Source organism: Actinoplanes sp. CA-131856 (assembly GCF_050956135.1).
Classification (GTDB): Bacteria; Actinomycetota; Actinomycetes; order Mycobacteriales; family Micromonosporaceae; genus Actinoplanes.
In genome coordinates, this window is the sequence record NZ_CP191849.1 from 8,497,708 (window position 1) to 8,523,564 (window position 25,857).

General features: G+C 71.0%; 25 protein-coding genes, 1 pseudogene and 1 riboswitch. Of the genes and pseudogenes, 19 read left to right on the forward strand and 7 right to left on the reverse strand.

From position 1 onward, the window contains the following. Positions 1 to 19: 19 nt before the first annotated feature. Complete coding sequence (locus ACQP2X_RS38900; RefSeq protein WP_498690513.1) at positions 20 to 1,975, reverse strand: fibronectin type III domain-containing protein; 1,956 nt, start codon at positions 1,973 to 1,975, stop codon at positions 20 to 22. A gap of 113 nt (positions 1,976 to 2,088) precedes the next feature. Further along, complete coding sequence (locus ACQP2X_RS38905) at positions 2,089 to 3,267, reverse strand: HupE/UreJ family protein (protein ID WP_498690515.1); 1,179 nt, start codon at positions 3,265 to 3,267, stop codon at positions 2,089 to 2,091. A 129-nt stretch (positions 3,268 to 3,396) separates the two neighbouring features. Between ACQP2X_RS38905 and ACQP2X_RS38910 the strand changes: the two genes are divergently transcribed. From ACQP2X_RS38910 to ACQP2X_RS38920, 3 genes are read left to right on the forward strand one after another with little or no spacing between them, the layout of a single operon-like run. Then, on the forward strand, positions 3,397 to 4,059 hold the full coding sequence (locus tag ACQP2X_RS38910; RefSeq protein WP_498690517.1) for a type 1 periplasmic-binding domain-containing protein: 663 nt from the start codon (positions 3,397 to 3,399) through the stop codon (positions 4,057 to 4,059). Between the two features lie 9 nt (positions 4,060 to 4,068). Then, positions 4,069 to 4,794 carry a VOC family protein gene (locus tag ACQP2X_RS38915; RefSeq protein WP_498690519.1) on the forward strand — a complete coding sequence of 242 codons (726 nt, stop codon included), beginning with the start codon at positions 4,069 to 4,071 and terminating at the stop codon, positions 4,792 to 4,794. Positions 4,795 to 4,813: 19 nt separating this feature from the next. Then, positions 4,814 to 5,653, forward strand: coding sequence for an aminoglycoside phosphotransferase family protein (locus ACQP2X_RS38920; RefSeq protein ID WP_498690522.1), 840 nt, complete (start codon positions 4,814 to 4,816; stop codon positions 5,651 to 5,653). A gap of 661 nt (positions 5,654 to 6,314) precedes the next feature. Here the strand turns inward: ACQP2X_RS38920 and ACQP2X_RS38925 are convergent. Then, on the reverse strand, positions 6,315 to 7,505 hold the full coding sequence (locus ACQP2X_RS38925; protein WP_498690524.1) for an aminotransferase class V-fold PLP-dependent enzyme: 1,191 nt from the start codon (positions 7,503 to 7,505) through the stop codon (positions 6,315 to 6,317). Between the two features lie 35 nt (positions 7,506 to 7,540). Next, positions 7,541 to 7,657, reverse strand: a riboswitch (SAM riboswitch). A gap of 58 nt (positions 7,658 to 7,715) precedes the next feature. Between ACQP2X_RS38925 and ACQP2X_RS38930 the strand changes: the two genes are divergently transcribed. Genes ACQP2X_RS38930 through ACQP2X_RS38955 form a run of 6 tightly spaced genes read left to right on the forward strand, consistent with a single transcriptional unit; the run spans position 7,716 to position 13,318 of the window. Beyond that, entirely contained in the window at positions 7,716 to 8,492 is a 777-nt protein-coding gene (locus tag ACQP2X_RS38930; protein ID WP_498690525.1) for a DUF1684 domain-containing protein, read from the forward strand. A 33-nt stretch (positions 8,493 to 8,525) separates the two neighbouring features. Continuing rightward, positions 8,526 to 9,491 (forward strand): LLM class flavin-dependent oxidoreductase, encoded by a 966-nt coding sequence (locus ACQP2X_RS38935; RefSeq protein WP_498690526.1) that lies wholly within the window; start codon positions 8,526 to 8,528, stop codon positions 9,489 to 9,491. Continuing rightward, the gene (locus ACQP2X_RS38940; protein ID WP_498690527.1) at positions 9,488 to 10,735 is read left to right on the forward strand and encodes an LLM class flavin-dependent oxidoreductase; all 1,248 of its coding nucleotides are present in this window, start codon (positions 9,488 to 9,490) and stop codon (positions 10,733 to 10,735) included. The genes ACQP2X_RS38935 and ACQP2X_RS38940 overlap by 4 nt, the downstream gene beginning before the upstream one ends. Next, a complete protein-coding gene (locus ACQP2X_RS38945; protein ID WP_498690528.1) occupies positions 10,732 to 11,766 on the forward strand; it encodes an LLM class flavin-dependent oxidoreductase in 1,035 nt (344 codons plus the stop codon). The genes ACQP2X_RS38940 and ACQP2X_RS38945 overlap by 4 nt, the downstream gene beginning before the upstream one ends. After that, complete coding sequence (locus ACQP2X_RS38950) at positions 11,763 to 12,833, forward strand: FAD-dependent oxidoreductase (protein ID WP_498690531.1); 1,071 nt, start codon at positions 11,763 to 11,765, stop codon at positions 12,831 to 12,833. Before ACQP2X_RS38945 ends, ACQP2X_RS38950 begins: the two co-directional genes overlap by 4 nt. Further along, positions 12,830 to 13,318: a flavin reductase family protein gene (locus ACQP2X_RS38955; protein ID WP_498690532.1), complete on the forward strand. Its 489-nt coding sequence runs from the start codon at positions 12,830 to 12,832 to the stop codon at positions 13,316 to 13,318. The genes ACQP2X_RS38950 and ACQP2X_RS38955 overlap by 4 nt, the downstream gene beginning before the upstream one ends. Here ACQP2X_RS38955 and ACQP2X_RS38960 read toward each other — a convergent pair. After that, entirely contained in the window at positions 13,307 to 13,993 is a 687-nt protein-coding gene (locus ACQP2X_RS38960) for an aspartate/glutamate racemase family protein (protein ID WP_498690533.1), read from the reverse strand. The genes ACQP2X_RS38955 and ACQP2X_RS38960 overlap by 12 nt on opposite strands. Before the next feature lie 75 nt (positions 13,994 to 14,068). On the opposite strand from ACQP2X_RS38960, the gene ACQP2X_RS38965 reads away from it, so the two are divergent. From ACQP2X_RS38965 to ACQP2X_RS39010, 10 genes are all read left to right on the forward strand, one after another. Then, positions 14,069 to 15,133, forward strand: a complete 1,065-nt coding sequence (locus ACQP2X_RS38965; RefSeq protein WP_498690535.1) for a serine hydrolase domain-containing protein — start codon at positions 14,069 to 14,071, stop codon at positions 15,131 to 15,133. 56 nt (positions 15,134 to 15,189) lie between these two features. Beyond that, the gene (locus ACQP2X_RS38970; protein ID WP_498690537.1) at positions 15,190 to 16,350 is read left to right on the forward strand and encodes a lanthionine synthetase LanC family protein; all 1,161 of its coding nucleotides are present in this window, start codon (positions 15,190 to 15,192) and stop codon (positions 16,348 to 16,350) included. Positions 16,351 to 16,404: 54 nt separating this feature from the next. Next, positions 16,405 to 17,325: an STM4015 family protein gene (locus tag ACQP2X_RS38975; protein ID WP_498690538.1), complete on the forward strand. Its 921-nt coding sequence runs from the start codon at positions 16,405 to 16,407 to the stop codon at positions 17,323 to 17,325. Then, the gene (locus tag ACQP2X_RS38980; protein ID WP_498690540.1) at positions 17,325 to 18,395 is read left to right on the forward strand and encodes an STM4014 family protein; all 1,071 of its coding nucleotides are present in this window, start codon (positions 17,325 to 17,327) and stop codon (positions 18,393 to 18,395) included. The genes ACQP2X_RS38975 and ACQP2X_RS38980 overlap by 1 nt, the downstream gene beginning before the upstream one ends. Beyond that, a complete protein-coding gene (locus ACQP2X_RS38985) occupies positions 18,383 to 19,180 on the forward strand; it encodes an STM4013/SEN3800 family hydrolase (protein ID WP_498690542.1) in 798 nt (265 codons plus the stop codon). The genes ACQP2X_RS38980 and ACQP2X_RS38985 overlap by 13 nt, the downstream gene beginning before the upstream one ends. Then, entirely contained in the window at positions 19,177 to 20,475 is a 1,299-nt protein-coding gene (locus tag ACQP2X_RS38990) for an STM4012 family radical SAM protein (protein WP_498690544.1), read from the forward strand. The genes ACQP2X_RS38985 and ACQP2X_RS38990 overlap by 4 nt, the downstream gene beginning before the upstream one ends. Beyond that, positions 20,472 to 21,356, forward strand: coding sequence for an STM4011 family radical SAM protein (locus ACQP2X_RS38995; protein ID WP_498690546.1), 885 nt, complete (start codon positions 20,472 to 20,474; stop codon positions 21,354 to 21,356). Before ACQP2X_RS38990 ends, ACQP2X_RS38995 begins: the two co-directional genes overlap by 4 nt. 39 nt (positions 21,357 to 21,395) lie before the next feature. Continuing rightward, on the forward strand, positions 21,396 to 21,713 hold the full coding sequence (locus ACQP2X_RS39000) for a DUF8820 family protein (protein WP_498690547.1): 318 nt from the start codon (positions 21,396 to 21,398) through the stop codon (positions 21,711 to 21,713). Between the two features lie 10 nt (positions 21,714 to 21,723). Beyond that, complete coding sequence (locus ACQP2X_RS39005; protein ID WP_498690549.1) at positions 21,724 to 22,902, forward strand: DUF6745 domain-containing protein; 1,179 nt, start codon at positions 21,724 to 21,726, stop codon at positions 22,900 to 22,902. Between the two features lie 103 nt (positions 22,903 to 23,005). Further along, on the forward strand, positions 23,006 to 23,338 hold the full coding sequence (locus ACQP2X_RS39010; protein WP_498690550.1) for a carboxymuconolactone decarboxylase family protein: 333 nt from the start codon (positions 23,006 to 23,008) through the stop codon (positions 23,336 to 23,338). A 221-nt stretch (positions 23,339 to 23,559) separates the two neighbouring features. Here the strand turns inward: ACQP2X_RS39010 and ACQP2X_RS39015 are convergent. From ACQP2X_RS39015 to ACQP2X_RS39025, 3 genes and pseudogenes are all read right to left on the reverse strand, one after another. Continuing rightward, positions 23,560 to 24,528 (reverse strand): annotated as a pseudogene (locus ACQP2X_RS39015) (acyltransferase family protein); the annotation flags it as partial. Next, positions 24,525 to 25,049, reverse strand: a complete 525-nt coding sequence (locus tag ACQP2X_RS39020) for a SigE family RNA polymerase sigma factor (RefSeq protein WP_498690552.1) — start codon at positions 25,047 to 25,049, stop codon at positions 24,525 to 24,527. The pseudogene ACQP2X_RS39015 and the gene ACQP2X_RS39020, both read right to left, overlap by 4 nt. Further along, positions 25,046 to 25,657 (reverse strand): hypothetical protein, encoded by a 612-nt coding sequence (locus ACQP2X_RS39025; protein ID WP_498690554.1) that lies wholly within the window; start codon positions 25,655 to 25,657, stop codon positions 25,046 to 25,048. The genes ACQP2X_RS39020 and ACQP2X_RS39025 overlap by 4 nt, the downstream gene beginning before the upstream one ends. Between the last annotated feature and the right edge of the window lie 200 nt (positions 25,658 to 25,857).

Here is a 25,857-nt window from a genome sequence, read left to right on the forward strand (position 1 = left end):
GGTGCCGCCCCGCCGGCGATCAGCTGCTGAGCGCGGTGATCGTGAGGGTGGTGCGGTAGGTGCCCTTGGCCGCGTCGCCCGGGACCTTCAGGTCCAGGCCGGCGCTGACCTTGGCCGTACCGCGGGCGTGGCCCTGCTCGGCCGACGCGAGACCGCGCGAGACCGAGAGACCGTCGCCGTTGCCGCCGAAGCCCGAGGGCACGGCCGCACCGGCCTTGGCGCCGGCGCCCGAGTTGATGACGCCCGGGGTCCAACCGAGGTTGGCGCCCGAGAACGACTTGTCGGCGTCCTTGAAGTCGCCCACGCTGGCCGCGATCGACCACGGCGAGAGGGTGCGACGGGTGTCCGACACGACGATCGGGTTGATCTCACCGCTGGCCGCGAAGTAGCCGTCGGTGGTGTTCTCCTTGGCCGTGCCGAGGTCGACCAGGCCGTTGTAGCCGTCGATCGTCCAGCCGAACTCGCCCGGAGCCGCGGTGGGCACCGCGACCTGGATCTTCTGACCGTCACCGTTGTACGGGTGGATGGTCACCTTGTCCACGATCGAGCCGACCGGCTGGCCGCTCTCGGTGTTGGTGCAGGACGAGCCGAGCTCGACCGAGGCGTTCGGAGCGGCGCAGGTGCCGCTGCGGATGTTCTCGACCTGGAGCTTGTCGTTGCGCACGGCCACCTTGACGTAGCTGCGGACGTGCTCCTGGTTCTGCACCGAGTTGTACCAGTAGCTGTCCGGGTTCAGCGGGTCGGCTCCGTTGCCGGCGCCGCTGGTGCCGCTGCTGTCGGGCTTGGTGATGTCGTAGTACTTCGAGCCCGACGCCGAGTTGGCGGTCACGTAGATGACGCCGCCCGGACCGGGGTAGACCTCGGCCTGGCCCGGCTTCTCGTCCGGGTTCGCCTTCGCGCCGTTCTTGATCTCGTAGCTGCGCGAGTAGCTGTGGTCGTGACCCTGCAGAACCAGGTCCACGCCGAGCTTCGAGAAGGCGGTCGGGAAGTCCGTACGACGGATCTTGTTGTCGCCGTCCTTGGCGTGCGACGCCGGCGAGTAGATGGCGTGGTGGTAGACCAGCACCTTCCACTTGGCCTCGTCACCGTGCTTCTTGATGACGTCCTCGACGTACGACAGGTGCGCCGCGTCGCCGCCGCCGCCCTGCGAGGTGGCGTAGGAGTTGCTGTTCAGGTCGATGAACAGCGTGTCCTTGTAGATGTAGTAGTAGTCGCCACCCGACGTGTTCGAGGTCGGCTGGCCGTTGGAGTAGTACGCGCCCGAGCGGTCCGTGTTCGGCGTGAACAGGTGCTGCTCGTACGCCTTGCCACCGACGTCGTGGTTACCGATGGTGGCGGCCCACGGGTACGACTTGAGCTGCGGCGGCGCGAGGAACGAGTTCCACTGCGACTCCGTGTTGGCCGTCTCGACCTGGTCGCCGCCGGACACCAGGAGCTCGGCGTTCGGGTTGGCGGCCAGCGACACGTTCACGGTGTCCACCCAGCCGGCCTCGTCCTTGGCGAGGTTGCCGGAGGAGCCGATCTGCGGGTCGCCGTAGAACAGGAAGTCGTAGTCGCCCTCGAAGTCCTGCGTCTTGAAGGCGTACGCCGGCGACCAGTTGCCCTCGGAGCCCACCCGGTACGAGTACTGGGTGTTCTCCTTCAGGCCGGTGATCGTCGCGTGGCGGTTGTAGCCGCCGCTGGTGGCGATGTTCGCCGCTCCGACCGCGGCGAAGGTCGCCGAGGCGGGCGGGAACTCGCCGTTGACGATCGAGGCCGTGGGCGCGAGCTGGACCTGCTGGGCCGTGTCGGCCGAGGAGTACCAGGTGACGATGCGCTGGGTCTCGTCGGCGCCCACGCCCAGGATGATGGCGCTGAGCGTGGCCGTGTCGGCCGCGCTAGCCGGGGTGGCCAGGCCGCCGCCGAGGGCGATGGCGAGGCCGAGTACCGCCGCGCCGGCCGTGGCGCCGACGCGGTGGTGCCTGCTGGATCTCATCGTTTTTCCTCAATCCAGATGAGAGGGGGTTGCGAAATGCTTGCTCAAGCTCGTAGGTCGCGATGAACCGCTCGTGAACAAGATCAAGAACCTCGGTGGCACCTGCCGAAAGGTCAGGCTTTTACGCGCTGGATAAACCACACGAGGCCCATCACAGCCACCCCAGCCGAGACCAAACCGGTCACCCACAGCGCCGCCCGGGGGCTCCGGCGCCGCAGGACCATCAACAGCGGGAAGACGACGACGATGATCGACAACTGAACGACCTCGATGCCGACGTTGAAGACCAGCAACGACCACAGCAGCGTCCACGAGAACGCCTCGTTGATGCCCAGGGCGCCGGCGAACCCCAGGCCGTGGACGAGGCCGAAGCAGAACACCACCGCGAGGCGTGCCCACCCGGCCCGGTCGAGTCCCTTGGTCACCTCGAGGTCGGTCGCATGATCGCCTCGTCGCCAGACCCGGACGAGATACCAGGCCGCGACCACCGCGATCGACAGGGCGATGATCGGCTCCACCACGCGGGCCGGCACGTCGACCAGACCCAGCGCGGCCAGCATGAAGGTCACCGAATGGGCCAGCGTGAAGCTGGTGGCGGCCAGCACGATCTCGCGCAGGCGGCGGGAGCCGGCGATCAGCGCCAGCAGGAACAGGATGTGGTCGATGCCGGTGAGCAGATGCTCGGCGCCCAGCCGGAAGAACTCCCAGAACCGCTCGTACCAGCTCTGGGCCGTCGAGAAGGTCGGATGCTCGGAGTCGAGCGCGGCACTGCCCGTACGGCCGTCGATCTCGTACGTCACGATGGTCTTCGTGCCTTTGACATAGCCCTCGCCGTCCGGGAAGAGGCCGCTGCGCAGGTCGTGCCCGTCCTCGGCGCTCGGGCAGGTCCAGTCGAGGACCAGGTCGGCGTACGGGACACCTTCCCGCTCCCCGATCGCGAAGTCGCCCCGCTTCGCCGCCGCGCAGGAGCGGCTGCCGGAGGTCAGCGAATAGCGCTTGGTGACGTAGTCGACGACGGTGTCGGCGTGCTCGTTGAGGGCCTTGGCCTGTGCTTCCGAGTCGCCGTCCTCGAAGGCGGCGTTTCCCGTACGGAAGAGCGGATCGTCCTTCTCCGCGTCGGCGGCCGAGACCACCAGCAGGTCGTACTCCAGCTCCAGCTTGGTGCGGACGTGCCCGTCGTCGCCCGAGGTGATGTCGGTGTACACGGTCGAGCTGAATCCGTGCGCGTACGCCGGTGTGGCTCCCAGCAGGGCGACCGCCACAGCGGCGATCACCAGGGCGATGCGTTTCATCGTTGCACCGTGCAGCATCCGGGTTAACAAGATCAAAAACACTGAAGAACCGATGGAGACAAACCCGCTGGCAGGCGGTTCTCCCAGCTACAAAAGATCGTTACCCCTTCCGTCGTTAGGACGTACGTCTTGCGCCGCCTGCTCTGCGCCGTCGCCGCGGCCGCCCTGCTGACCGTCGCCGGTTGCGGCAACGGCGGCGACTGGTCACAACCGCACCCCGCGCCCACCCCCGTCGGCACCCTCGGCGCCGGCTTCACCGACCCGGCGTCCCCGCCCACCCCCGAGGCGACGGTCACCCCCGCCCCCGGCTCGTGGGACGGCGTCCACCCGTCGAAGGGCTACCGGGTGGTCCTGCTCCACTCCGGCGACGACGCGCCGACGAAGGCGCTGATGAAGGGCGTCCGCGACTGGGCGAAGGACGAGGACGTCGACCTGCGCGAGGTCCCGGCCCACGCCGGCAACCCGATCGACGACATCGTCAAGGCCATCGACATGAAGCCCGACCTGATCGTCAGCGCCGGCAACCCCTTGATCGACGCCCTCACCACGGTCAGCGCCAGCCACCTGGACCAGCACTTCCTGGTCGTCGGGGCCGAACTGGCCGAACCCACCCACAACGTGACAGCGGCCGACTGGTCGGGCGCCTCCTTCCGCGGCGAGGGCCTGGGCATGTCCTCGACGTACGACCCGGCCTCGTTCACCGCGGCCCGCTGCGCGGCCGCCATCCGGGCCGGCGTGGCCGCCGTCCTGACCGGCACCACCGGCATCGTTCTCTGGCTGGACAAGGTCTAGGGTCGTCGCATGGCGACGCGTCTCGTGCAGATCAACATGAAGGCCCGGGACGACGCGGCGCTGGGCGCCTTCTGGGCCGAGGCGCTGGGCTGGGAGCTCTCCAGCGAGGGCCCCGGCGTGACCAACCTGGAACCGAAGGGCTTCACCTATCCCGACCCGGTCGCCGTCGTCGTCGACCTGGTGGTGTCGCCGGAGGCCAAGACGGTGAAGAACCGCGTGCACCTCGACCTGGCCACGAAGTCGGCGTCCCACCAGGCCGAACTGGTGGCCCGCCTCCAGGCGCTCGGCGCGACCCCGGCCGACGTGGGCCAGGGCGACGACGTCCCGTGGACGGTCATGGCCGACCCCGAGGGCAACGAGTTCTGCGTGCTCGACTCCCTCTACGACCAGACCGGCCCGATCGCGTCGGTCGTGGTGGATTGCGCGGACCCGCAGGCGATGGCCGGCTTCTGGGGCGAGGCCACCGACTGGACCACCATGAAGGTGACCGGCGTCAACGCGGCGCTGCGCTCCGCCCAGGGCGTGGGGCCCTACTTGCAGTTCCTGCGCACCCCCGACCCGAAAACCGTGTGGAACCGCGTCCACCTCGACGTCCGCCCCTATCCCACCGACGACCTGGAGGCCGAGGCCGCCCACCTGCGAACGCTGGGCGCCACCGTCGTCGACCTCGACGTCCCGTGGAAGGTCCTCACCGACATCGAGGGCAACGAATTCTGCCTCCTGACCCCGGCCTGAGCCCGCCTATCATGGCGCGATGAACGACTGGCGGGATCCCGAGTGGGTGGCGACCGCCCACAAGTGGATCAGCGATCATCTCGACACACCGGCGACAGGACCGATAGAAGAGGTCCGGGTACGCCCGTGGTCGGTCACGCACAGGGTGACGACCGCGGCGGGAGCCCGCTGGTTCAAGGCCAACATCACCGGTTGCCGCTACGAGGCGGCCCTGGCCGAGGCGCTGGCCGAGTGGGCGCCGGGCCGGACGCTGGCGCCGATCGCGGTCGACAGACAGCAAGGTTGGCTCCTGACGGCGGACGCGGGCCCGACACTGCGCGATCTCGGTGACGGCAGCGACTGGCCCAAGCTTCTTCAGACGTACGCCTCCTTGCAGCGCGACGTCACCGCACACGCGAACCAGATGATCGCCCTGGGCGTGCCCGACATGCGGGTGCCACGCCTCCCGAAGCTGGCCGACGGCGTCCAGGAGTGGTGCGACGAGCTGGCCGCGGACGGCATCCCCGCCACCCTGCAACACGACGACCTGCACGACAACAACGTGTTCACCGGTTTCCGCTTCTTCGACTGGGGCGACGCGAGTGTCGGCCATCCTTTCGGTTCGCTGCTGGTGGCCCTGGGCGTGGCCGGAGAAGACAAAGCGGAGCGCCTACGGGACGCGTACCTGGAAATCTGGTCGGACCTGGGAACGCCGAAGAGCCTGCGCCGCTCCGCCTCGCTGGCCGTGCGCCTGGCCCGCATCTCCCGCGCCGAGGCGTGGCGGAGGGCGATCGAGGGCGCGGCCCTGCCCGTGGACGAGGATTTCCGAACAGCGGCCGACTGGTGGCTCGAACAACTACCCGAGCCAACGGTGATCTAGTTCCTCGCCAGCGTCGTCCAGCGCTGGCGGCTCTTGGCGCGCATCATCCGGGGAATCTGGATAATAGTGGGTAGCCGTCGAATACTGCCTGGTTCGTTCGATTGCGGCGGCAGCCTCGTCATCGCTCATTGGTTTGCCAAGCTCATTTACCACTTCAGGCCATGAATTCCCGTGAGACACCCTGAAGCCGGGATACAACTTGGCAATCTCATCCGTCGTCACACTGGGCACTTCAGTGTGAGCCTCAGGCTCGTGTGAGGTGCCGTCACTGTCGTCAGCCGCCGAGGAGCCGTCGCGTGTCTCCGCCGCAGCGCACAGCGCGATCGTCAAGAGCATCGCAACGCGCCTCAACCTCATCGCGACCCATCCCCCAATGCTCGGTGTCGCCCCGAAGCGGCCGGCCGACTAACCGAAAAGGGGTACCCGGCCGTTCCGATTTTTGCAGCACCGACGCCTCGTCGAATGTCGATGCTGCTATCTGCGACATGAACACCGTGGCGGGCGGACCGGCTGGGGCACCCCGAATCACTCCCGTTCACGCCGGCCCTTCCGTTGACTCGCGCAGACTTCCTGGGCCTCTTTGTCTCGGTGCTCTGCCAAGCGGGGTGGAAGGCTTCGTCTTCGCTTCGCCGAAGGCGCGGCGCCTGCGGTGACGGCGTCCTCAGATGAGGCGTAGGTCGGTCAAGGCGTCGAGCAAGCGGGTGACGTCCTCGGGGGTCGAGCCCAGGCCGAAGCTGGCCCGCAGCAAGCCGGGGGCCGTCTCGCAGCCCTCGGTGGTCGCGTTTCCGGTCAGGCGGCGGACCAGCGGGTGGGCGCAGAACTGGCCGGCTCGCACGCCGATGCCGTAGTCGCGGGCCAGGCGCTCGGCGGTGCCGGACGGGTCGGGGACGGCGAACGAGACGATTCCTACGCGCGGGACCTCGCCTCCGAACAAGGAGACGCCGTCGAGGCCGGCCAGCAAGCTCTGCTCGTGTTCCAGCAAAGCCGCACGGTCGGCGCGCAGCAAAGCGTCGCAGACCGCGCCCAGGGCGACCGCGCCGATCAGGTTGGGGGTGCCGCCCTCGTGGCGGGCCGGGCCGGTGGCCCAGGTGACGTCGCCCGCGAAGTCGCCGACGGCGGCGCTCGCTCCGCCGCCGTACAGGTAGGGCTGGGCCTCGTCGAGCCAGTCCTGGCGGCCGGCCAGCACGCCGGCGCCGAACGGCGCATAAAGCTTGTGGCCTGACAGGGCCAGGTAGTCGGCGCCGAGCGCGTCCAGGTCCAGCGGCACGTGCGGCGCCAGCTGCGCGGCGTCGACGACCACCCGGGCGCCGTGCGCGTGGGCTATGTCGGCCAACTGGCGTACGGGCCAGATCTCGCCCGTGACGTTGCTCGCGCCCGTTATCGCGAGGAGCGCGGGGCCGCGTACCTCGGAAAGGGCGGCGGCGACGGCGGAAAGCGCGGCGGCGATGGACGTGGGCGCGGGCAGGCGGACCGGTGCGGGCCAGGGAAGCAGGTTCGCGTGGTGCTCGCCGTCGAAGACGATCGTCGTGGTGCCAGGCGGCAGCGAGCGGGCCAGCAGGTTGAGCGCGTCGGTGGTGTTGCGGGTGAAGATGACCTCGTCGCCGGGGCGACAGCCGAGGAACTCGGCCACGATGTCGCGGGCGCGCTCGTATTCGAGGGTCGACTTCTGTGAGCGGCGGCCGGTTCCCCGGTGCACGCTGCCGTACAGGGGAAGCAGGCCGGTCACGGCGTCGGCGGCCACCCGGACGGCCGGGGCCGAGGCCGCGTAGTCGAGGTGGGCGAACCGGACCGTACGGCCGTCGGGAAGGTCGACGGTCAGGTCGGCGCCGATGATGTCGAGTTCGTCGGACATGGAGATGCCTCCGCGTGGGTCGGGGACCCACCGCGGGTCCGCGCTTGCCCGCGTCGTCCTCGACGCGAGCCTGGTCTTCACCCGGGGCACCCCATCGCGAACGCAAGGGTTGCCGGCCAGCGAGCCGGGGCTTGTCGCTGGCGCTCATGACCTGAAACGGAGACTAGCACCACCTATCTCCTACCGGTCAAGTAGGCATATGGTCGTTGCATGACGAAGCAGACTTGGGCCGAGTGGCACGCCGCGCACGAGGAGAACCGGGCCGACCGCCACGGCTTCCTTGCCGTGACCAGCCTCAACTTCCTCAACGAGACCCCGCGGCGCTTCACCGACGCCCCGGGCGAGTGGAGCACCGGACCCGGTGGCGTAGTGGTCGACCTCACCGACGGTGAGTCCCTGACCGTGGACGGCGCCGAGGTGACCGGACGGCACGAGTTCGGCGTGCTGCCCGAGCGCGGCGGCGTCACCGCCGGCTACGGCGACGCCGTGATCGAGGTGGCCAAGCGCAGTGGCTTCGACATCGTGCGGCCCCGGCACCCCGACAACCCCTTGCGTACGTCGTATCAGGGCACCCCCACGTACGAACCGACCGAGAAGTGGGAGCTCAGCGGCCGCTACGTGCCGTTCGACGAGCCGCGGCAGATCACCGTGGGCGCGGCCGTCGAGGGGCTCGAGCACGTCTACGAGTCGCCGGGCCGGGTCGAGTTCGAGGCACTGGGCACCCCGCTCGCCCTGACCGTGTTCAACGGGCACACCCCGGGCACCTTCTTCGCGCTGTTCACCGACGAGACCTCGGGCGTGACCACGTACGCGGCCAACCGCAGCCTGGCCATCGCCGCCCCCGAAGCCGACGGCTCCGTGGTCCTCGACTTCAACAAGGCCACGAACCTGCCGTGCGCCTACACCGAGTTCGCGACCTGCCCGCTGCCGCCGGCCGAGAACAAGCTGCCGGTCGCCGTCGAGGCCGGCGAGAAAACTCCGGTCTAGATTCTTAACCTCCTTCGCCTATAGGATTTGAGGGTGAGCATTCATCTGGCGCTGGAGATCGACGGGGCCGGCTCCCATCCGGGAGCGCGCGGCGGACTGGCCGACACCGAAGCGGTGGCGGTCGCCGAGGCGGCCGGTTTCGCCCTGATCACCATCAACGACTCACCCTTGACGACCTCCCCGGAAGCGGGCGTCCGGGCGAGCTATCTCGCCCGGCGCACCCGCCGCATCGGGCTCGCCCCGACGCTGCATCCGGCTCTCACCGAGCCGTTCCACCTGGCCACCCAGCTCGCGGCGCTCGACCACGCGTCGCAGGGCCGGGGCGCCTGGGTGGTCGGCGCCGAGAACAGCGCGGCCGCCCACGCGACCATCGGGAGCAAGCCCCTGAGCGACGAGGTGCTGCGGCAGGAGATCGCCGACGTCATCGACGTGGCCCGCCTGCTGTGGGACTCATGGGAGGACGACGCCGTCATCCGCGACGTGGCGAGCGGCCGCTTCCTCGATCCCGATCGTGTTCACCATGTGAACTTCACCGGCGAGCGGTTCTCCGTGGTCGGCCCGTTGATCACCCCGAGGCCGCCGCAGGGCCAGTTGATCATCGCGGCCGCCGACACTATTTCCGATAAATCCGACATCGCCCTGATCTCTGCGCCGACGATCGACGCCATCGAAGCCCGCGCGAAAGCCGCAAAAGCGGCGAGGACCTTCGCCGAGGTCGAGGTCCTTCTGGGTACGGATCGTCTGGCGGAACTGGAGGCGCGGGAACCCTGGGGCGAGCCGGAGAGACTCCGGTTCACCGGCGACGCCGACGAGTTCCGGCGGCTGCTGGCCAGGCTCGAAGGCATTGTCGACGGCGTACGGATCCACCCCGCCGTCCTCGAGATCGATCTTCCCCGCCTCGCCGTGGCCACCGGCCGCGGCCCGGTCGGCGGGCCCACCCTGCGCGAGACCCTCGGCCTGCCCCGTCCCGTCAACGTCTTCGCTGGGGAGTCGCGATGACCACGCACCGCCTCCACCTCGGGCTGTTCTTCACCGGCGTCGGCCCGCAGCTGCTCTGGTCGCGACCCGACTTCGCCGAGCACACCCACATCGACACCTTCGTGCAGACCGTACGGACCCTGGAGCGCGGCCTCTTCGACGCGTTCTTCCTGGGCGAGGGCCTGCGCGTGCGGGAGAACCGCGGCCGCGTCCACGACCTCGACGTCGCCGGCCGCCCCGACGCCATCACCCAGCTGGCCGCCCTGGCCGCCGAGACCGAGCGGATCGGACTGGTCGCCACCCAGAACACCACCTACAACTTCCCGTTCGACCTGGCCCGGCGGCTCGCCTCGCTCGACCACGTCTCCGGTGGCCGGGCCGGCTGGAACATCGTCACGACGGACAACGCCTGGACCGGCGAGAATTTCCGGTACGGCGGGTGGCTGCCGCACGAGCGCCGCTACGAGCGGGCCGCGGCTTTCGTCGAGACGGCGCGCCACCTGTGGGGCGGGAACGCGGTCGACACGCACAGCGATCTGGTCGACGTGACGGGATCACTCGGCGTCACGGGAAACCCCGTCCTCTTCCAGGCCGGCGACTCACCCGGCGGGCGCGACCTGGCCGCGCGATTTGCGGACGCGGTCTTCTCGGCCAACACGGACTACGACAAGGCGCAGGCCTACGCGGCCGATCTGACCCAGCGCCTGGAGGCGTACGGGCGTACCCGGGAATCTTTGAAGATCTTGCCTGGAGCCCAGGTCGTGCTGGGCGATTCGGCGAAGGAGGCGGCCGAGAAGGCCGACTGGATCCAGCGCGAGCAGACCACCGGGCCCCGCGCGATCGCCTTCCTCGAGCAGTACTGGAACAAGGACCTTTCCGGGTACGACCCCGACGGCCCCCTGCCCGGCATCGAACCGGCCGAGGGCGAGCTCGACCCGTCCCGGGGCACCATCTCGATCGAGCACCGCACCGGCAAACTCGAGCGCATCGCCGAGTGGCGCTCGCTCAACCTGTCCATTCGCGAGCTGGTCCTGCACGTCACCCCCAGGCACAACACCTTCATCGGTACGCCCGGGCAGGTGGCCGACGAGTGGGCCCGTTACGTGCGGACCCGCGCGGTCGACGGCTTCAACCTGGTGCCGCAGCTCCTGCCGGGCAGCGTCGAGGACATCGTCGACCGGCTCGTGCCCGAGCTTCAGGAGCGGGGCGTCTACCGGACCGCATACGAGGGACGCACCCTGCGCGAGCACCTGGACCTGGCGTGACCGGCCGGATGCTCGGCACGGTCACCGCCGCCGGGGGCCATCCGGGCCCGTACGAGCTGGCCCTGACCTCACAGTCCACGCTGGAGACGGCCAAGCTGGTGGCCCGCCGGGCCGAGGCGGCCCGGATCGACGCGCTGTTCGTGCCGGACCTGTTGACCTTCGGCGCGCAGGGGACCATCGGGGACCAGGAGCCGCTGGTCTTCGTCTCCGCGCTGAGCCAGGTGACATCGCACGCCGGGCTGATCGCGACGGTCTCGACGACGTTCCACCATCCGTTCAACCTGGCCCGGCTGTTCGGCACGCTCGACCACGTCAGCAACGGGCGGGCGGCCTGGAACCTGGTGACCTCGTCGATCGGCGAGGAGAACTACGGGCCGGGCGGGCTGCCGTCGCCGGCGGCCGGTATCGCGCTCGGGGCCAAGTACGCCGAGGTCGTCTTCACGGCGCTGCCGACGCTGGACGACGCGCTGACCTTCACGCGGACGATCCGGTCACAGTCCACGCGGCCGGGCCTGCCGTTGATCTTCAGCTCGTTCCACGCCACCTACGGGGCGACCGAGGCCGAGGCGCAACGGCTCGTGCGCGAGCGGCTGGAGGCGATCGACTACGACCGCGGGCGTGCGCTCGTGGCCGACATGCTCGGCGGGGCGGTGGATTTGTCCGAAGCGAAGCTGGACGAGCCGCTACCGTCATCGCTTTTGCCGGACATTTCACGCATCAACCGGCGGCGCGGCCGGGCGGAGATCTTCAGCCGGCTCATCCGCGAGGGCCGTACGCTGCGCGAGCTCGTTCAGGCGGCCCAGGACACCGGCCACTGGTCGGTCGCGGGCACGCCGGAGCAACTGGCCGACGCGGTACAGCAGCGATTCGAGGCCGGAGTCCTCGACGTATTGTCGATCAACGGCATCGCCGACGACCGCACGCACGACTTCGTGGTCAACGGCCTGCTCGTCGAACTACGCCGGCGCGGCATCGTCAAGGAGGACTACCGCGGCAGCACCCTCCGCGACAACTGGGGACTGACTCTATGACGCTGGACGCGATCGTCGTCGGTGGCGGCGCCATGGGCTCGGCGGCCGCCTGGCAGCTCGCCCGGCGCGGGGCCGATGTGCTGCTGCTGGAGCGGTTCGAGGCCGGGCACACGCGGGGCGCCTCGCACGGGGCTTCGCGGATCTTCCGGTTCGCGTACGCGCAGCCCGACTACATCGCGCTGGCCCGTGAGGCCCTCGACCTGTGGCGCGAGCTCGACCCCTCGCTGCTCGACCTGACCGGCGGCGTCGACCACGGCGACCGGGCGTCGATCGAGCCGATCGCGAACGCCCTGGCCGCGGCCGGGGTGCCGGGCCAGTGGCTCGCCCAAGAGGAGGCCGCCGAGCGCTGGCCGGGCCTGCGCTTCACCGGCCCGGTCTTCTTCCATCCGTCCAGCGGGCGTGTCCACGCCGACCACGCGGTGGCCGCCCTGCAAGCGGCCGCCGCCACGCTGGGCGCCGAGGTGCGGCACAAGACCGAGGTCATCGCCATCACCGTCCGTGGCGAGGACGACGTCGAGGTCGTCACGGCGGGCGAAACGCTGCGGGCGCGGAGGGTCATCGTGGCCGCCGGCGCGTGGACGCCGAAGCTGCTGCCCGGCCTGCTGCCGCTGCGGGTCACCCAGGAGCAGCCGGCGCACTTCACGCCGCTGGCCGACGTCACCTGGCCGAGCTTCATCCACCACGACGGCGGGGCCGGGGTCTACGGACTGCTCACACCGGGCGAGGGTGTGAAGGTGGGTTTTCACGGGAACGGCCCCGTGGTGGATCCCGACACCCGCGACTACGCGGCCGAGCCCGTACGGGCGGAACGCCTTCGTGACTACGTACGGCAATGGGTCCCCGGGGTTGATCCGGAGAGTGACGCACCGATCAGCTGCACCTACACGACCACCCCGACCTCCGACTTCGTGATCGACCGGCGCGGGCCGCTGGTGATTGCGGCCGGCTTTTCCGGGCATGGTTTCAAGTTCACCCCGGCGGTCGGGCGGCTGCTGGCCGACCTGGCCGTCACCGGCGCGCCGGCCACACCGAGATTCACCATCCCCCTCGGACAGGAGAGCCCATGACCATGCAGTCGGCGCTGGAACCACTGCGCCTGCGGCGCGTCTTCGGTTCCTTCCCCACCGGCGTGACCGTCGTGGCCGCGCTCGTCGACGGCAGGCCCACCGGCCTCGCGGCCAACTCGTTCGTCTCCGTGTCGCTCGACCCGCCGATGGTGTCGCTCTGCGTGGCGCACACCTCCACCACCTGGCCCACCCTGCGCCGCGCGGGCCGTCTCGGCGTCAGCGTGCTCGGCGCCCACCAGGAGCAGGCCGGACGCCAGCTCAGCGCCCGCGACGCCGACCGTTTCGCCGCGCTCGACTGGCGCACCAGCGACGACGGCGCCGTCTTCCTGGAAGGTTCCAGCGCCTGGCTCGACTGCTCGATCGAACGGGAGATCCCGGCCGGCGACCACGACATCATCCTGCTGCGCGTGCACGACCTCGACGCCGACGAGTCCGTGCCGCCGCTGGTCTTCCACGGCAGCACGTACCGGTCGCTAGCCCTCTGACAGCATCCAGTCCAGCGCGGCCTCGACGTGGAGCAGCGTGGTGTCGTACACGGGCAAAGGACTTTGACCTTGATCGAGGAGAAGCCCGATCTCCGTGCACCCGAAGATCACCGCCTCCGCTTCCATCGTTTCCAGGATCCGGAGGTACGCCTGCCGTGAGCCCTCCTCGATCCGGCCCTGACAGAGCTCGTCGTAGATGATCCGGTGCACGGTGTCCCGATCGGCCGGCCCAGGGACGACCACGTGGAGTCCCCGCTCCTCCAGTCGCTGCCGGTAGAAGTCCTGCTCCATCGTGTAGCGCGTGCCCAGCAGGGCGACCTCCCGGACGCCGTCGTCCAGCAGGGCCGTGGCCGTGCCGTCGGCGATGTGCAGCAGCGGGATGTCGATCGCGTCCTGGATGGCGCCGGCCACCCGGTGCATCGTGTTGGTGCAGAGGATCAGCCCCTCGGCGCCGGCCCGCTCCAGCCTGCGCGCGCACTCGCCGAGGAACTTCCCGGCCTCGTCCCACGCGCCGGCCGCCTGCATCCGCTCGATCTCGGCGAAATCCACGGTGTACGTCACGCTGTGCGCCGAATGCAGCCCGCCGAGCCGTTCCCGCACCCCGCGGTTGAGCCGCTGGTAGTAGTAGTCGGTCGATTCCCAGCTCATGCCGCCGAGCAGCCCCAGAACTCGCATGCGAGCCATGATGCCCGGTCGCGGGCCCGGCAATTCGCTTGACGCGGCCGCGGGCCCATCTGGTCTGCTGCGGTCATGGAACAGGTACGCGCGGCCTTCGAACAGAACTTCGCCGACGGCGCCGAGGTGGGGGCGAGCTTCTGCGCGACCGTCGACGGCGAGATCGTGGCCGACCTCTGGGGCGGCCACGCCGACGCGGCACGCACCCGCCCGTGGGAGCGGGACACGATCGTCAACGTCTACTCGATCACGAAGACGATGGCGGCGCTGACCGCGCTGCTGCTGGCCGACCGGGGCGAGCTCTCCTTCGACGCGCCGGTGGCCCGCTACTGGCCCGCGTTCGCGGCGGCCGGCAAGGACGAGGTCACGGTCGCGCAGGTGATGAGCCACTCGGCCGGCCTGTCCGGGTGGCGGGCGCCGCTGGTGCCCGAGGACCTCTACGACTGGGAGAAGGTGACCGGGCTGCTGGCCGCACAGGAGCCGTTCTGGAAACCGGGCACGGCCTCCGGCTATCACGCGGTCACCCAGGGTTTCCTGATCGGCGAGGTCGTCCGTCGGATCACCGGCCACACCCTGGGCACGATCTTCCGTACGGAGATCGCCGAGCCCCTGGGCGCCGACTTCCACATCGGCCTGCCCGAGTCGGAGGAGCACCGGGTGGCCGAACTGATCCCGCCCGCGACGGAGGCCTTCGCCGGCGAGATCACCGACCTGCAGGACAACGCCGCCCACAACCCGCGCCTCGACACGGCGATCGCCAACACGCGAGCCTGGCGCGCGGCCGAGATCCCGGCCGGCAATGGCACGGGCAACGCCCGCGCGGTGGCCCAGATCCACACGATCCTGGCCTGCGGCGACAGTCTGCTCTCGGCGGCGACGTGCCGGCGCGCCCTGGAGGTGCGGATCGAGGGCGTCGACCTGATCCTCGGCCTGCCGATCCGGTTCGGGCTCGGCTTCGCCGTGGGCGGCGACTTCATGCCCAGCCCGAACACGCTGTACTGGGGAGGAGCGGGCGGTTCCCTGGCCGTCATCGACTTGGACGCCCGAGCCACCTACGCCTACACCATGAACAAGATGGCCGGCGGCCTGGCCGACATGCGAGCCTTCGGCCCCATGGCCGCCGCCTGGTCAGCTCCGTGAGCGGGGACGACCTTCGAGACCCGCGCGGTCTGCGCCACCGCAGAATGATGGAGCGTATGGACTCGGTCGAGGCTCTTGCGGCGGACGCTCTCCATTGGATGATCCGGTCGGCGCCCGAGGACGACCCGTCGCTGTACAGCGGCCGGGCCGGTGTCGTGCTCGCGCTGCTGGAGGGGCAACGCCACTTCGGGGACGATCGCTACGGCGACGCGGCGCTGCGGGGTGCGGCCACGCTGACCCTCGCCGTCGAGGACTGCTCGCTCTATTTCGGGCTCACCGGCACGGCGGTCGCGCTGCGCGCGGTTCATCGCCGGCTCGGCGACGAGGCGGCCGGGCGGGCGGCGGACCGGGCGCTGAGCCTCGTGCGCGCGCGGTTCGACGGGCAGCGCTGGGGTGACATGTTCGAGCTGCTCTTCGGCAACGCCGGTGTCGCGCTGGGCGCGCTGCACGCCGGAGACCTTGATCTGGCCGTTCTCGCCGCCGAGCCGTACCTCCGCACCGCCGATCCGACTCCCGGTGGGGTCAACTGGGCGGTCCGCCCGAGCCCGCCGCGCTCCCATCACATCGCGCACGGGACCCTGGGGATCGTCTGCGCCCTCGCCGCCGTGGGCGCCGCCGCCGGTCGCGACGACTTCATCGAGCTGGCCCGGGCCGGGGCGGCCGACGTGGTGAGCCGGAACGAGGCCGGACCGGACGGGTTCCTCGTGCCGCATTCCGATCCGCCGCACCGGCCGGAGCTGATCGAGCGGTACAGCTACGGCTGGTGCAACGGGCCGGCCGGCGACGCCCAGGTCTTCCGCCTGCTCGGGGACACCGCGCTCGGCGACCGTTGCTGGCACACCGTCACCCACTCGGGGCTGCCCCGCCGCGTACGGCCGGGCTTCTGGGACAACAACGGCCGCTGCTGCGGCACCGCGGGTGTTCTCGCCCTGGCCTGCGACCGCTACGTCGAACAGGGCGAGCCGCTCGACTTCGCCCACGTGCTCGCCGACGACCTCCTCGCCCGGGCCACCGTCGACGCGGACGGCGCCCGCTGGTCGAACCACGAGCACCGCGTGACGCCCAGCGACCTCGCCCCCGAGGCGGGCTGGGCGATGGGCAGCGCGGGCATCGTCCGCGAGCTGCTCCGCTTCGCCCGTGTCACCCAGGGTGCGGATCCGGCGTACGCGGTGCAGTGGCCCGACCACCCGCCCACGCGGGCCACGGAAATGTCGTAGGGGCTTGCTACCTTCTCGGCACTGATCCAGCGTCACCTCGGCCGAAGGAGTCCCGTGACCATCCACCACCACCTGACGACGTTCTTCGGGCTGCCCGTCGTGGAGCTCGAGGACGACAAAGATCCGGCCGACCCGGCGGCGGTGGCCTGGCGGATCGACATGGAGGACTTCGAGGCGTCGGCCGAGGAGTTCGAGGCCGCGTTCGAGCAGATGATGAAGCGCAGCGGGCCGGCCGGGCCGACCGCGCTGGTCGTGGGTGAGTGGGGTTCGGCCTACGACACTCATTTCCCCTTCGACCTGCTGATCCGCAACGCCGGGCGGCTCGGCGCGCTGCGGGCGCTGTTCGTGGGCGAGATGAGCTCGGAGCAGTGCGAGATCTCGTGGATCAACCAGTCCGACGTCACGCCGTTCCTGGCCGCCTTCCCGGCGCTGGAGAGCTTCTGGGTGCGGGGCGCGCAGGGGCTCGAGCTGGAGCCGTTGCGCCACGAGGGGCTGCGGGAGCTGGTCATCCAGTCCGGTGGTCTGCCGGCCACCATCGTCCGGGCCGTCGGTGCCTGCGACTTCCCCCGGCTGACCCATCTGGAGTTGTGGCTGGGCGTCGACAACTACGGCGGCGACGCCCGGGCCGACGACCTCGCGCCGATCCTGAGCGGGCGGGCGTTCCCGGCGCTGACCCACCTGAGCCTGTGCAACGCCGAGATCGCCGAGGAGCTGGCCGCCGCCGTGGCCGCCGCGCCCGTGGTGGCCCGGCTGAGCCGGCTCGACCTGTCGCTGGGTGTGCTGGGTGACGCCGGGGCCGAGTCGCTGCTGGCCGGTCAGCCGCTCACCCATCTGCAAACGCTCGACCTGCATCACCACTTCATGTCCGAGGAGATGGCTCAGCGCGTGGCCGACGAGCTGCCCGGCGTCACGGTCGACGTGTCCGAGCGGCAGGACGAGTCGCGGTGGGGCCGGTACACCGTGGTCGCCGAATAATGCGACTCGCCGTCGTCGGTAACCCGGAGAACCGCCGAGTCGCCCTCTTCTCCGCCGCCGCCGAGCGGGCCGGCCTGCCCGCGCCCGAGGTCTTCGGTTGGCGTGAGGTGCTGCGGGACGGGCGCGTGCCCGGTCCGGGCGTGCTCGTGCGCGTCGACTCGCCGGGGGAGAACGCGGAGGTCGACACGCTGCTGCGCGGGCTGGGCGGCGGCGGCGACCGTCCGGCCGTGCCGGCCCAGCACGGCGAGATCCTCGGCGCGGCGGCGGCCTTCGCGGGGCTGCGGGCGGCCCTCGGCCTGGTCGAGGCCGGCGGCGGCCGGCTGCTCACCCCTCCGGCCGACATCCTGACCATGACGGCGAAACCGAGCTGCCACGCCCTGCTGACCGCGCGGGGCGTTCCGGTGCCACCGGCTCTGGAGCCGGTGCGCGACTACGCGTCGCTGCGGGCGGCGATGGCCCGGGCCGGCTGGGGCCGGGTCTTCGTCAAGCCGGCCTTCGGCTCGTCCGCGTCCGGGGTGATCGCCCTGGCCGCGGCCGGGCGGCGGGTCACGGCGGTGACGTCGGCCGAGCTGAGCGGTGGGCGGCTCTTCAACAACTTGCGAGTACGACGGTACGACAGCGAGCCCGTCGTCGCGTCGATCGTCGACCGCCTGGCGCCGGACGGGCTGCACGTCGAGCGGTGGTACCCGAAGGCCGCCCTGAACGACCGGGTGCTCGACCTGCGGGTGGTCGTGATCGCCGGGCGGCCGCGGCACGTCGTGGTGCGGACCAGCCGGTCGCCCATGACGAACCTGCATCTCGGCAACGCCCGCGGCGACGTGGCGGCGGTGCGGGCGGCGGCCGGCGAGCGGTCGTGGGCGGCCGCGATGCTGACGTGCGAGCGGGTGGCCGCGTGCTTCCCGGGCAGCCTTCAGGTCGGCGTCGACCTGATGTTCCGGGCCGGGTGGCGCGATCACGCGGTGGCCGAGGTGAACGCGTTCGGCGATCTGCTGCCCGGGGTGCTGGTCGACGGCCTCGACACGTACGGCGCGCAGATCGCCGAGATCGCGGGTGCGGCATGCGCGATCTGATCGGCAGTCACGACCTGCTCTTCGTCACGCTCGACACGCTGCGCTACGACGTGGCCGCCGACTGCCTGGCCCGGGGGCGCACGCCCGAGCTGGCCAAGGTGCTGCCCGGCGGCGTGTGGGAGCGGCGGCACACCCCGGCGTCGTTCACCTACGCGGCCCATCACGCGTTCTTCGCCGGTTTCCTGCCGACGCCGGTGACGCCGGGACGGCACGAGCGGCTGTTCGCGGCCCGGTTCGCCGGCAGCGAGACCAGCGGTGCGGGCACGTTCGTGTTCGACGCCGCCGACCTGCCGTCGGGGCTGGCCGCCGCCGGCTATCACACCGTCTGCCTGGGCGGGGTGGGCTTCTTCAACCCGGGGGCACCGCTCGGGCGCGTGCTGCCCGGGTTGTTCGCCGAGGCGTACTGGGAAAGGGGTTTCGGGGTGACCGAGCCCGATTGCCTGGGCGCGCAGATCGATCGGCTGAGCGCGGTCGTGGCGGCGCTGCCGCCGGAGAGGCCGCTGTTCAGCTTCGTCAACGTCGCGGCGCTGCACCAGCCCAACAAGCATTACGTGCCCGGCGCGACCGACGACAGCCTGGAGACCCACGCCGCGGCCCTGGAATACGTGGACGGGCTGCTCGGGCGCCTGTTCGCCCTGGCCACGAGCCGTGGACGGCCCTGCCAGGTGATCATCTGCTCCGATCACGGCACCCTGTACGGCGAGGACGGCCACGTCGGCCACCGGGTCGCGCACGAGGCCGTGTGGACAGTGCCGTACGCCGATTTCGTTCTGGACGCCTCATGAACCTCGACGACTCGCCCTACCAGGGCTATCTGTACGCGTACCCGCACAAGACGGCGTACCGCAAGCTGGAGCCGCGGCCGTCGCTGGCCGAGGTGTGGGCTGGTGAGCCACAGGATTCGCTCTTCGGCTACGTGCACCTGCCGTTCTGCGAGATGCGCTGCGGCTTCTGCAACCTGTTCACGCGCGCGAACCCGCCGGCCGAGCAGGTGACGGCGTACCTCGAGCAGCTGCGGCACCAGGCCGCCGCCGTCAAAGACAGCCTCTCCCCCGGCGCGGCCTTCTCCCGCATCGCGATCGGCGGCGGCACGCCGACCTATCTGGAGGCCGGCGAGCTCGAGGAGCTCTTCGCGATCGTCGGCGACGTCTTCGGCACGGCCGCGGTGCCGATGTCGGTCGAGACCTCGCCGGCCACGGCCACACCGGAGCGCCTGAAGGTGCTGGCCGCGCACGGCGCCACCCGGGTCAGCATGGGCGTGCAGAGCTTCCTCGAGTCGGAGGCCCGAGCGGCCGGGCGCCCGCAGCGGCAGGCCGAGGTCGAGCAGGCCCTCGAAGTGATCCGCGACGCCGCGATCCCGGTGCTCAACATCGACCTGATCTACGGCATCGACGGGCAGACCCCGCAAACGTGGCAGCAGTCGCTCGACGAGGCGGTCCGGCGGCGACCGGAGGAGCTCTATCTCTACCCGCTGTACGTGCGGCCGCTCACCGGGCTCGGGCGGCGCGCCCACGCCCGGGCCGACTGGGACAGGGAACGCCTGGCTTTGTACAGGCAAGCGGTCGAGGTGCTCACCGCGGCCGGCTACGGGCAGCACTCGATGCGGCAGTTCCGGCTGGCCGGGGCGCCGGTGCCGGACGGGCCCGACTATTGCTGCCAGGACGACGGCACGGTCGGGCTGGGGTGCGGCGCGCGGTCGTACACCTCGGACCTGCACTATTCGTTCGACTACGCGGTCGCGGTCTCCGAGGTGCGCGCGGTGATCGACGACTACCTGGCCCGGCCGCCGTCCGATTTCGCGTACGCGGAGATCGGCTTCCGGCTCGACGAGGCCGAGCAGAGACGGCGATGGCTGCTGAAATCACTGCTGCGCGCGGAAGGGGTCGATCCCGTGGCCTACCGGCGGCGGTTCGGCACCCCGTACGACGAAGACTTTCCCCAGCTCTCCGTTCTGACCGAAAGGGGCTGGCTGGCGGGGACGGCGCTGACCGCGGAGGGGCTGGCGCACTCCGACGCGATCGGGCCGTGGCTGGTCTCCGGGACGGTCCGCGAGGCGATGGGGGCGTACGTCGCGCGATGAACGACCTCTACGTGCTCTATCGAGGGCCGCTCGCGAGCTGCAACTACGACTGCCCCTACTGCCCGTTCGCCAAGCGCGTCGACCCGCCGGAGCTGCTGCGCGAGGACAAGGCCGCTCTGCTGCGGTTCGTGGAGTGGGCCGCCGAGACCACCGACCGGCGGCTGTCGGTGCTGTTCACGCCGTGGGGCGAGGGGCTGACCCGGTCCTGGTACCGCGACGCGATCGTCCGCCTGTCCCACATGCCGCACGTGGCGCGGGTTTCCATTCAAACCAACCTCAGCTTTCGTACGTCGTGGCTCGCGGCCGCCGATCCGAACGTGGCCGCGTTGTGGGCCACCTATCACCCCGGGCAGGTGACGCGCGAGCGCTTCCTGGCCAAATGCGGGGAGCTGGACGCGCTCGGGGTGCGGTACTCGGTGGGCGTGGTGGGGCTGCCGTCGCACTACGACGAGGCCGTCGCCTTGCGCGCGGCGTTGCCCTCACACGTGTACATGTGGGTGAACGCGGCCGACGGACACGTGTACACGGCCGCCGAGGAAAGCAGGTGGACGGCGCTCGATCCGCGCTTCGGCGACAGCGTCCGCCCGCACGCGTCGCTGGACCGGCCGTGCCGGGCCGGCGAGGACGCCATCTCGGTGCTGGGCGACGGCACGGTCCGCCGCTGCCACTTCATCCCCACCCCGATCGGCAACCTCTACGACGGTTCGTGGCGCGCGGGCCTGCGGCCGCGCGCCTGCACCAACGCACTCTGCGACTGCCACATCGGCTACGTGCATCTCGAGCCTCTGCGATTGCGTGACGTGTACGCCGACGGATTGCTCGAACGCATTCCGCAGGCCTGGCCCTCGGCGCCGCCGAAAAGTGTCGTACCCACCCGATAGCGTGCGTTCCACTGAGGCCGGCGAGCGGGGAGGAACCCGATGTACAGGCAGGGCGATGTGCTGATCATTCCGGTGCCTGAGGGCGAGGTGCCGGCCTGCGCGCCGGTCCCCCGCGACCGCCGCGGCCGCATGGTCCTGGCCCGGGGCGAGGCCACCGGCCACGCCCACGTGGTCGGCGGCCCCGGCCTGGAGTTGCTGGCCGACCTCGACGACCCGGAGCGCATGTTCATCGACGTGCCCACCCACGGCCGGGTGAGCCACGAGGAGCACGGCCCGATCTCCTTGCCGGCCGGCCACTACCGAGTGGTCCGCCAGCGGGAATACATTCCCGGCGCCTTCCGCCCGGTCGCGGACTGAGGAGCCCACGATGCAGCTGACCCACGCCCAGGAAGCAATGTCCGCCGCCATCGAGGACCAGTGGCTGGCCGCCGCCGTCGAAACAGGCCCGGCCACCCGGGCCGCCGCCGAGTCCGGCGTCCGAGAGGCCTACCGCTTGGCCGGCGCCACCCCACCCGAGCACATCTTCTGGCTGGGCTCCCCCCGAGCCGGCGCCGCCGCCGTGGCCCTGCTCTCCGCAACCTCGCCCTCCGCTGGCTCGCCCTCCGCGGCGGTGTCGTCGGCGGGCCGGCCGGAGTGGATCGCCGAAGTGCACGCCGAGTTGTGCCGGCAAGGGTGGACGCCCGGTGAGGTCGCCGGGGCGTCGTTGCGGCGACGGGTGCGCACGGAGCCGTGGGCGGCGGCTCGGCAGGCTGCCGTCGAGGCGCTCGGCGGTGACGGCTGGGCGCAGCTCGGCGCGGCGGCCGGGCGGCGGTCGTGGCCGCTGGTCATGGATCTGGTGGCGAGCCGGTTGCGGCTCCGGCTGAGCGAGGACCTGGCCGCCGACTTCCCCGGCGCCGCTGGGCGTCCCTTGAGGACGGCCGTGCTGGACGCGATCTACGGGCAGCACGACGGCACGTGGCTGGCGACCTTCGAGGCGGCCGACCGCCTGGCGCCCGGGCTCATGGCGCCTCTGTCCGGCCTGGCCGAGGTGGCCCGGAACGCCGGCTGGTGGTGGGCGACCGAGCGGTTCGCCGTGCTGACCGAGCGGCCCACACTGCTGACCCGCGACAACGTCGGCCGGCTGCACCGCGGCGAGGGGCCGGCCATGGAGTTCCCCGACGGCTACGGCTTGTGGGCCTGGCGCGGCATGCCCATTCCGCCCGAGCTGGTGTCCGAGCTGCCCACCCTCACCGTGGCCCGCATCCAGAAGGAGGAGAACGCCGAGCTCCGCCGGGTCATGCTCGAGCACTTCGGCTACGAGCGCTATCTGCGCGAGGCCGGCGCCCGCAACCTCGGCTCCGACGAGACCGGCACGCTGTGGCGCCTGGACCTCACCGGCGACGAGCCGCTCGTCATGGTCGAGGTGGTCAACTCCACGCCCGAGCCCGACGGCACGAGCCGCGTCTACTGGCTGCGCGTGCCCCCGCAGACCTCGACGGCCCGCGAGGGCGTCGCCTGGACGTTCGGCCTGACCGCCGACGAATACCACCCGTCGGTACAGACCTGACACCTCATCCCGTCCGGAGGATGAGGTCCGGCGCCCGGGTCGCCAGACTCATCGCTGCGGCGCACGGATCCGACCACCGCCGCCTCTAGCGGAAGGAACGTCGATGGCCACCGGAGAAGCACCAGTCCTCGAAGCCCTGATCGACATCAACGCGGTCGCGCTCGCCCGCACCGAACTGCCCCCGGGCACACTTCTGCTGGCCCGCATCGCCGCCCTGGCCGCCGTGGACGCTCCGCCGGCGTCCTACCTGCTGCACGTAGGCCCGGCCGTGGAGTCCGGCGTGCAGATCGGTGACGTCCAGGACGTCCTGGTGGCGATCGCCCCCATCGTCGGAGCACCCCGCGTGCTCAAGGCCGCCGCCGCGATCACCGAGGCGCTCGGCTTCGCTTTCGCCATCACGGAGGCCGCTTTGTCCGCCGCAGCCGCAGACGCCTGAGACCCACAGCCGGGCACTGCGGGCGCCTCGCTCAGCCCGCGGCCCGGCGCCAAGCGCATCGCGGGCGCCTCGCTCGGCCCGCGATCGGGCGGCGGCGGTTTGCCGTCGCCCGGGGCTCGCTCGAAGAACGGGCTCTCGAAGAGGGCGGCGAACAGCCACGCCGTCAGCGCTGAGGCCGGCACGGCCACGGCTGCGGTCATGAGGAAGGCCGCGACCGGGGTGGCTGCTCGTGGCGCTACGAGGAGGTGGCTGACCAGTCCGACGACCGGCACGTGCATCAGGTAGACGCTGTACGAGCACTTTCCGAGCCGCGTCGCCGGACGGGTCGTCAGCAGGCGGAACAGCGCGGGCGGGCGGCCGGTAGCGACCGCGACGAGGAACAGGGCGATCGCGGGACCGGCCGCGAGGTCGATCCAGAAGTAGTGCTGTGCCGTCCACGTCGATCCCTTGCACACCACCACGAGCAGCACCGGGGCGGCGGCCACCGCCGACAGCAGCGCCCAGGGCGGCCGGCGCTGATGGGCCGGCCGCCGCGAGACCGCGCGCCCGGGGGCCGTGTTTCGGTTGACTGCGCCCGCCGCCATGGCGCCCATCGCGAAGAGCGGGGCCAGCTCCCAGGTGTAGCCGATCGGTCTGCTCGGATCCGGGGCGTACAAGCCGATCACCATGACCGGTACACACACCACGGCCAGCGTGACCACAGTTCCGAAGCGGTGTCGCAGCAGGACCAGGAGCGGGAAGGCGACGTACAAGCCGGCCTCCACCGCAATCGACCAGAACGCGCCGTTCGGTGGGGGCGCGAGGATGAAGTCCTGAAGCAGCAGGCTGTAGACGAGGGCCGACCTGAAAGTTGGCTCGTGCATTATCGGCAGTGATCCGGCTATGCCGGTCAAGGCCAGGCTCACGGCCAGCGCCGCCCAGTATGCCGGCAGGATTCGGCGGGCGCGGCGCCGCGCGAAGGCGATGACGCCGCCCAGCTGCCAGCCGTCGCGGGCCGGGGTCAGGGCCAGCGAGAACCCGGACAGCGTGATGAAAGCGACCACGGCCAGACGGCCGTACATCAGCCAGCCGCCCCAGAACGGGCCCGTGTTGGCCGGATAGCCCGGGAAGCAGAGCAGCCAGCAGTGGTGCGCCACCACGTACAGCGCCAGCAGGCCCCTGATCCCGTCGAGCCCGGCGACCCGCCTCACTGCCGCCGGCCGTCGGCCAAGGTGAAGGCGTCCGCGAGCGGGCCGTCGGAACGGCGCAGGGCGGTGATGGCGCGGCTCGCCCGGCTCTTCACCGTGCCGATCGAGCAGCCCAGCTGGGCGGCGATCTCCCGTTCGGACAGGCCGGCCCAGTAGCGCAGCACCAGCACCACACGCTGCCCGGCCGGCAGCGCCCGCAACGCCGCCAGCACGACCTCGGTGGTGCTCTGACTCTCCGCGAAGTCCCCGCCCTCGGGCCGGTCCGGCAACACCGCGGCGGGCAGCTCGAACCGCCACAACCTTCGCCCCGCGCGCCAGGCCGCACGGACCATCACCTGCCGGGTGTACGCCTCCGGGTCGCCCCCCGGATGCAGCCGGCGCCAGGCCCGGTACGTCTTGACCAGCGCGTCTTGCGCCAGATCCTCACCGTGGCCCCGGTCACCGGTCAGCAGCGCCCCGTACCGCACGAGCGCCGGATATCGCGCGCCGACGAACTCGGCGAACCCGGCCGGCGTACCGCTCACTTGGCGACCAGCCCGGACAGCCCGAACATCCGCCTGATCTCGACCATCGTGGCGTCGCTCAGCCGTACCCGCCCGCCGCCGGAGGCCACCGCCTCCTGGCAGCGCTCCCCCAGCGAAATGATCACCGTGCTGGTCCTGGCCCCCTCGAGCGTGATCCGAACATTGTGCTGCCCGGGCCCCGCACAGGCGTCCGCGTCGTCGACCACATCAGTCTGCTCCCGCAACAACTTGAGCACCGAGGCCGCGGTCTCCGGACTTTCCGACTTGAGATATCCGGCCGCGCGGACGCGCCCGGTGTCGTCCGGGAAGGTGACCCCCACCGAGGTCGCCTTCTTCGGCAGCACGAGAACCCCGGCCCGCCCCGGGTTGCTCCGCATCGAGTCGACGATCTTCTGTTCCCCCGCGCCGTCCATCCGGAGCACGACCAGCATCCCCGACCAGGGCAGAAGAAGCTCGTTGTAGAAGCTGTACCCCTCGTACGGCCGAGGTTTGAGCTCTTCGGAGTCCAGAGCGTTCAGCATCCAGACCGGCTCCCCACCCGGAAGCGTGACCGTCACCGGCGAGGTGATGGGCAGATCGTCGAAGGCCCCCGGCTTGAGCGCCCCCACCAGAGCACCCCCCGGATTGCCGTTCCGGGCCCGCGAAACTTCCACCGGCGCGTTCTGACACCCCCGTTCATCCGAAGTGATCAGCAGAACCGTCCGCGCCAGATCCCCGCACGGCTCCCCTTCATCGGCCACGACAACACGCCACCCCGACGGCACCGGCAGCTCGAGACCGCCCGCCACCACAACCCCATCAGCGACGT

Coding starts and splice junctions, on each gene's coding strand:
- ACQP2X_RS38965 (WP_498690535.1), top strand. CDS start 14,069: ATGGAACAGGTACGCGCGGCCTTCGAACAGAACTTCGCCGACGGCGCC.
- ACQP2X_RS38930 (WP_498690525.1), top strand. CDS start 7,716: ATGACGAAGCAGACTTGGGCCGAGTGGCACGCCGCGCACGAGGAGAAC.
- ACQP2X_RS38955 (WP_498690532.1), top strand. CDS start 12,830: ATGACCATGCAGTCGGCGCTGGAACCACTGCGCCTGCGGCGCGTCTTC.
- ACQP2X_RS38995 (WP_498690546.1), top strand. CDS start 20,472: ATGAACGACCTCTACGTGCTCTATCGAGGGCCGCTCGCGAGCTGCAAC.
- ACQP2X_RS38900 (WP_498690513.1), bottom strand. CDS start 1,975: ATGAGATCCAGCAGGCACCACCGCGTCGGCGCCACGGCCGGCGCGGCG.
- ACQP2X_RS39010 (WP_498690550.1), top strand. CDS start 23,006: ATGGCCACCGGAGAAGCACCAGTCCTCGAAGCCCTGATCGACATCAAC.
- ACQP2X_RS38960 (WP_498690533.1), bottom strand. CDS start 13,993: ATGCGAGTTCTGGGGCTGCTCGGCGGCATGAGCTGGGAATCGACCGAC.
- ACQP2X_RS39000 (WP_498690547.1), top strand. CDS start 21,396: ATGTACAGGCAGGGCGATGTGCTGATCATTCCGGTGCCTGAGGGCGAG.
- ACQP2X_RS38915 (WP_498690519.1), top strand. CDS start 4,069: ATGGCGACGCGTCTCGTGCAGATCAACATGAAGGCCCGGGACGACGCG.
- ACQP2X_RS38940 (WP_498690527.1), top strand. CDS start 9,488: ATGACCACGCACCGCCTCCACCTCGGGCTGTTCTTCACCGGCGTCGGC.
- ACQP2X_RS38920 (WP_498690522.1), top strand. CDS start 4,814: ATGAACGACTGGCGGGATCCCGAGTGGGTGGCGACCGCCCACAAGTGG.
- ACQP2X_RS38925 (WP_498690524.1), bottom strand. CDS start 7,505: ATGTCCGACGAACTCGACATCATCGGCGCCGACCTGACCGTCGACCTT.
- ACQP2X_RS39005 (WP_498690549.1), top strand. CDS start 21,724: ATGCAGCTGACCCACGCCCAGGAAGCAATGTCCGCCGCCATCGAGGAC.
- ACQP2X_RS38980 (WP_498690540.1), top strand. CDS start 17,325: ATGCGACTCGCCGTCGTCGGTAACCCGGAGAACCGCCGAGTCGCCCTC.
- ACQP2X_RS38905 (WP_498690515.1), bottom strand. CDS start 3,267: ATGAAACGCATCGCCCTGGTGATCGCCGCTGTGGCGGTCGCCCTGCTG.
- ACQP2X_RS38990 (WP_498690544.1), top strand. CDS start 19,177: ATGAACCTCGACGACTCGCCCTACCAGGGCTATCTGTACGCGTACCCG.
- ACQP2X_RS38985 (WP_498690542.1), top strand. CDS start 18,383: ATGCGCGATCTGATCGGCAGTCACGACCTGCTCTTCGTCACGCTCGAC.
- ACQP2X_RS38950 (WP_498690531.1), top strand. CDS start 11,763: ATGACGCTGGACGCGATCGTCGTCGGTGGCGGCGCCATGGGCTCGGCG.
- ACQP2X_RS38970 (WP_498690537.1), top strand. CDS start 15,190: ATGGACTCGGTCGAGGCTCTTGCGGCGGACGCTCTCCATTGGATGATC.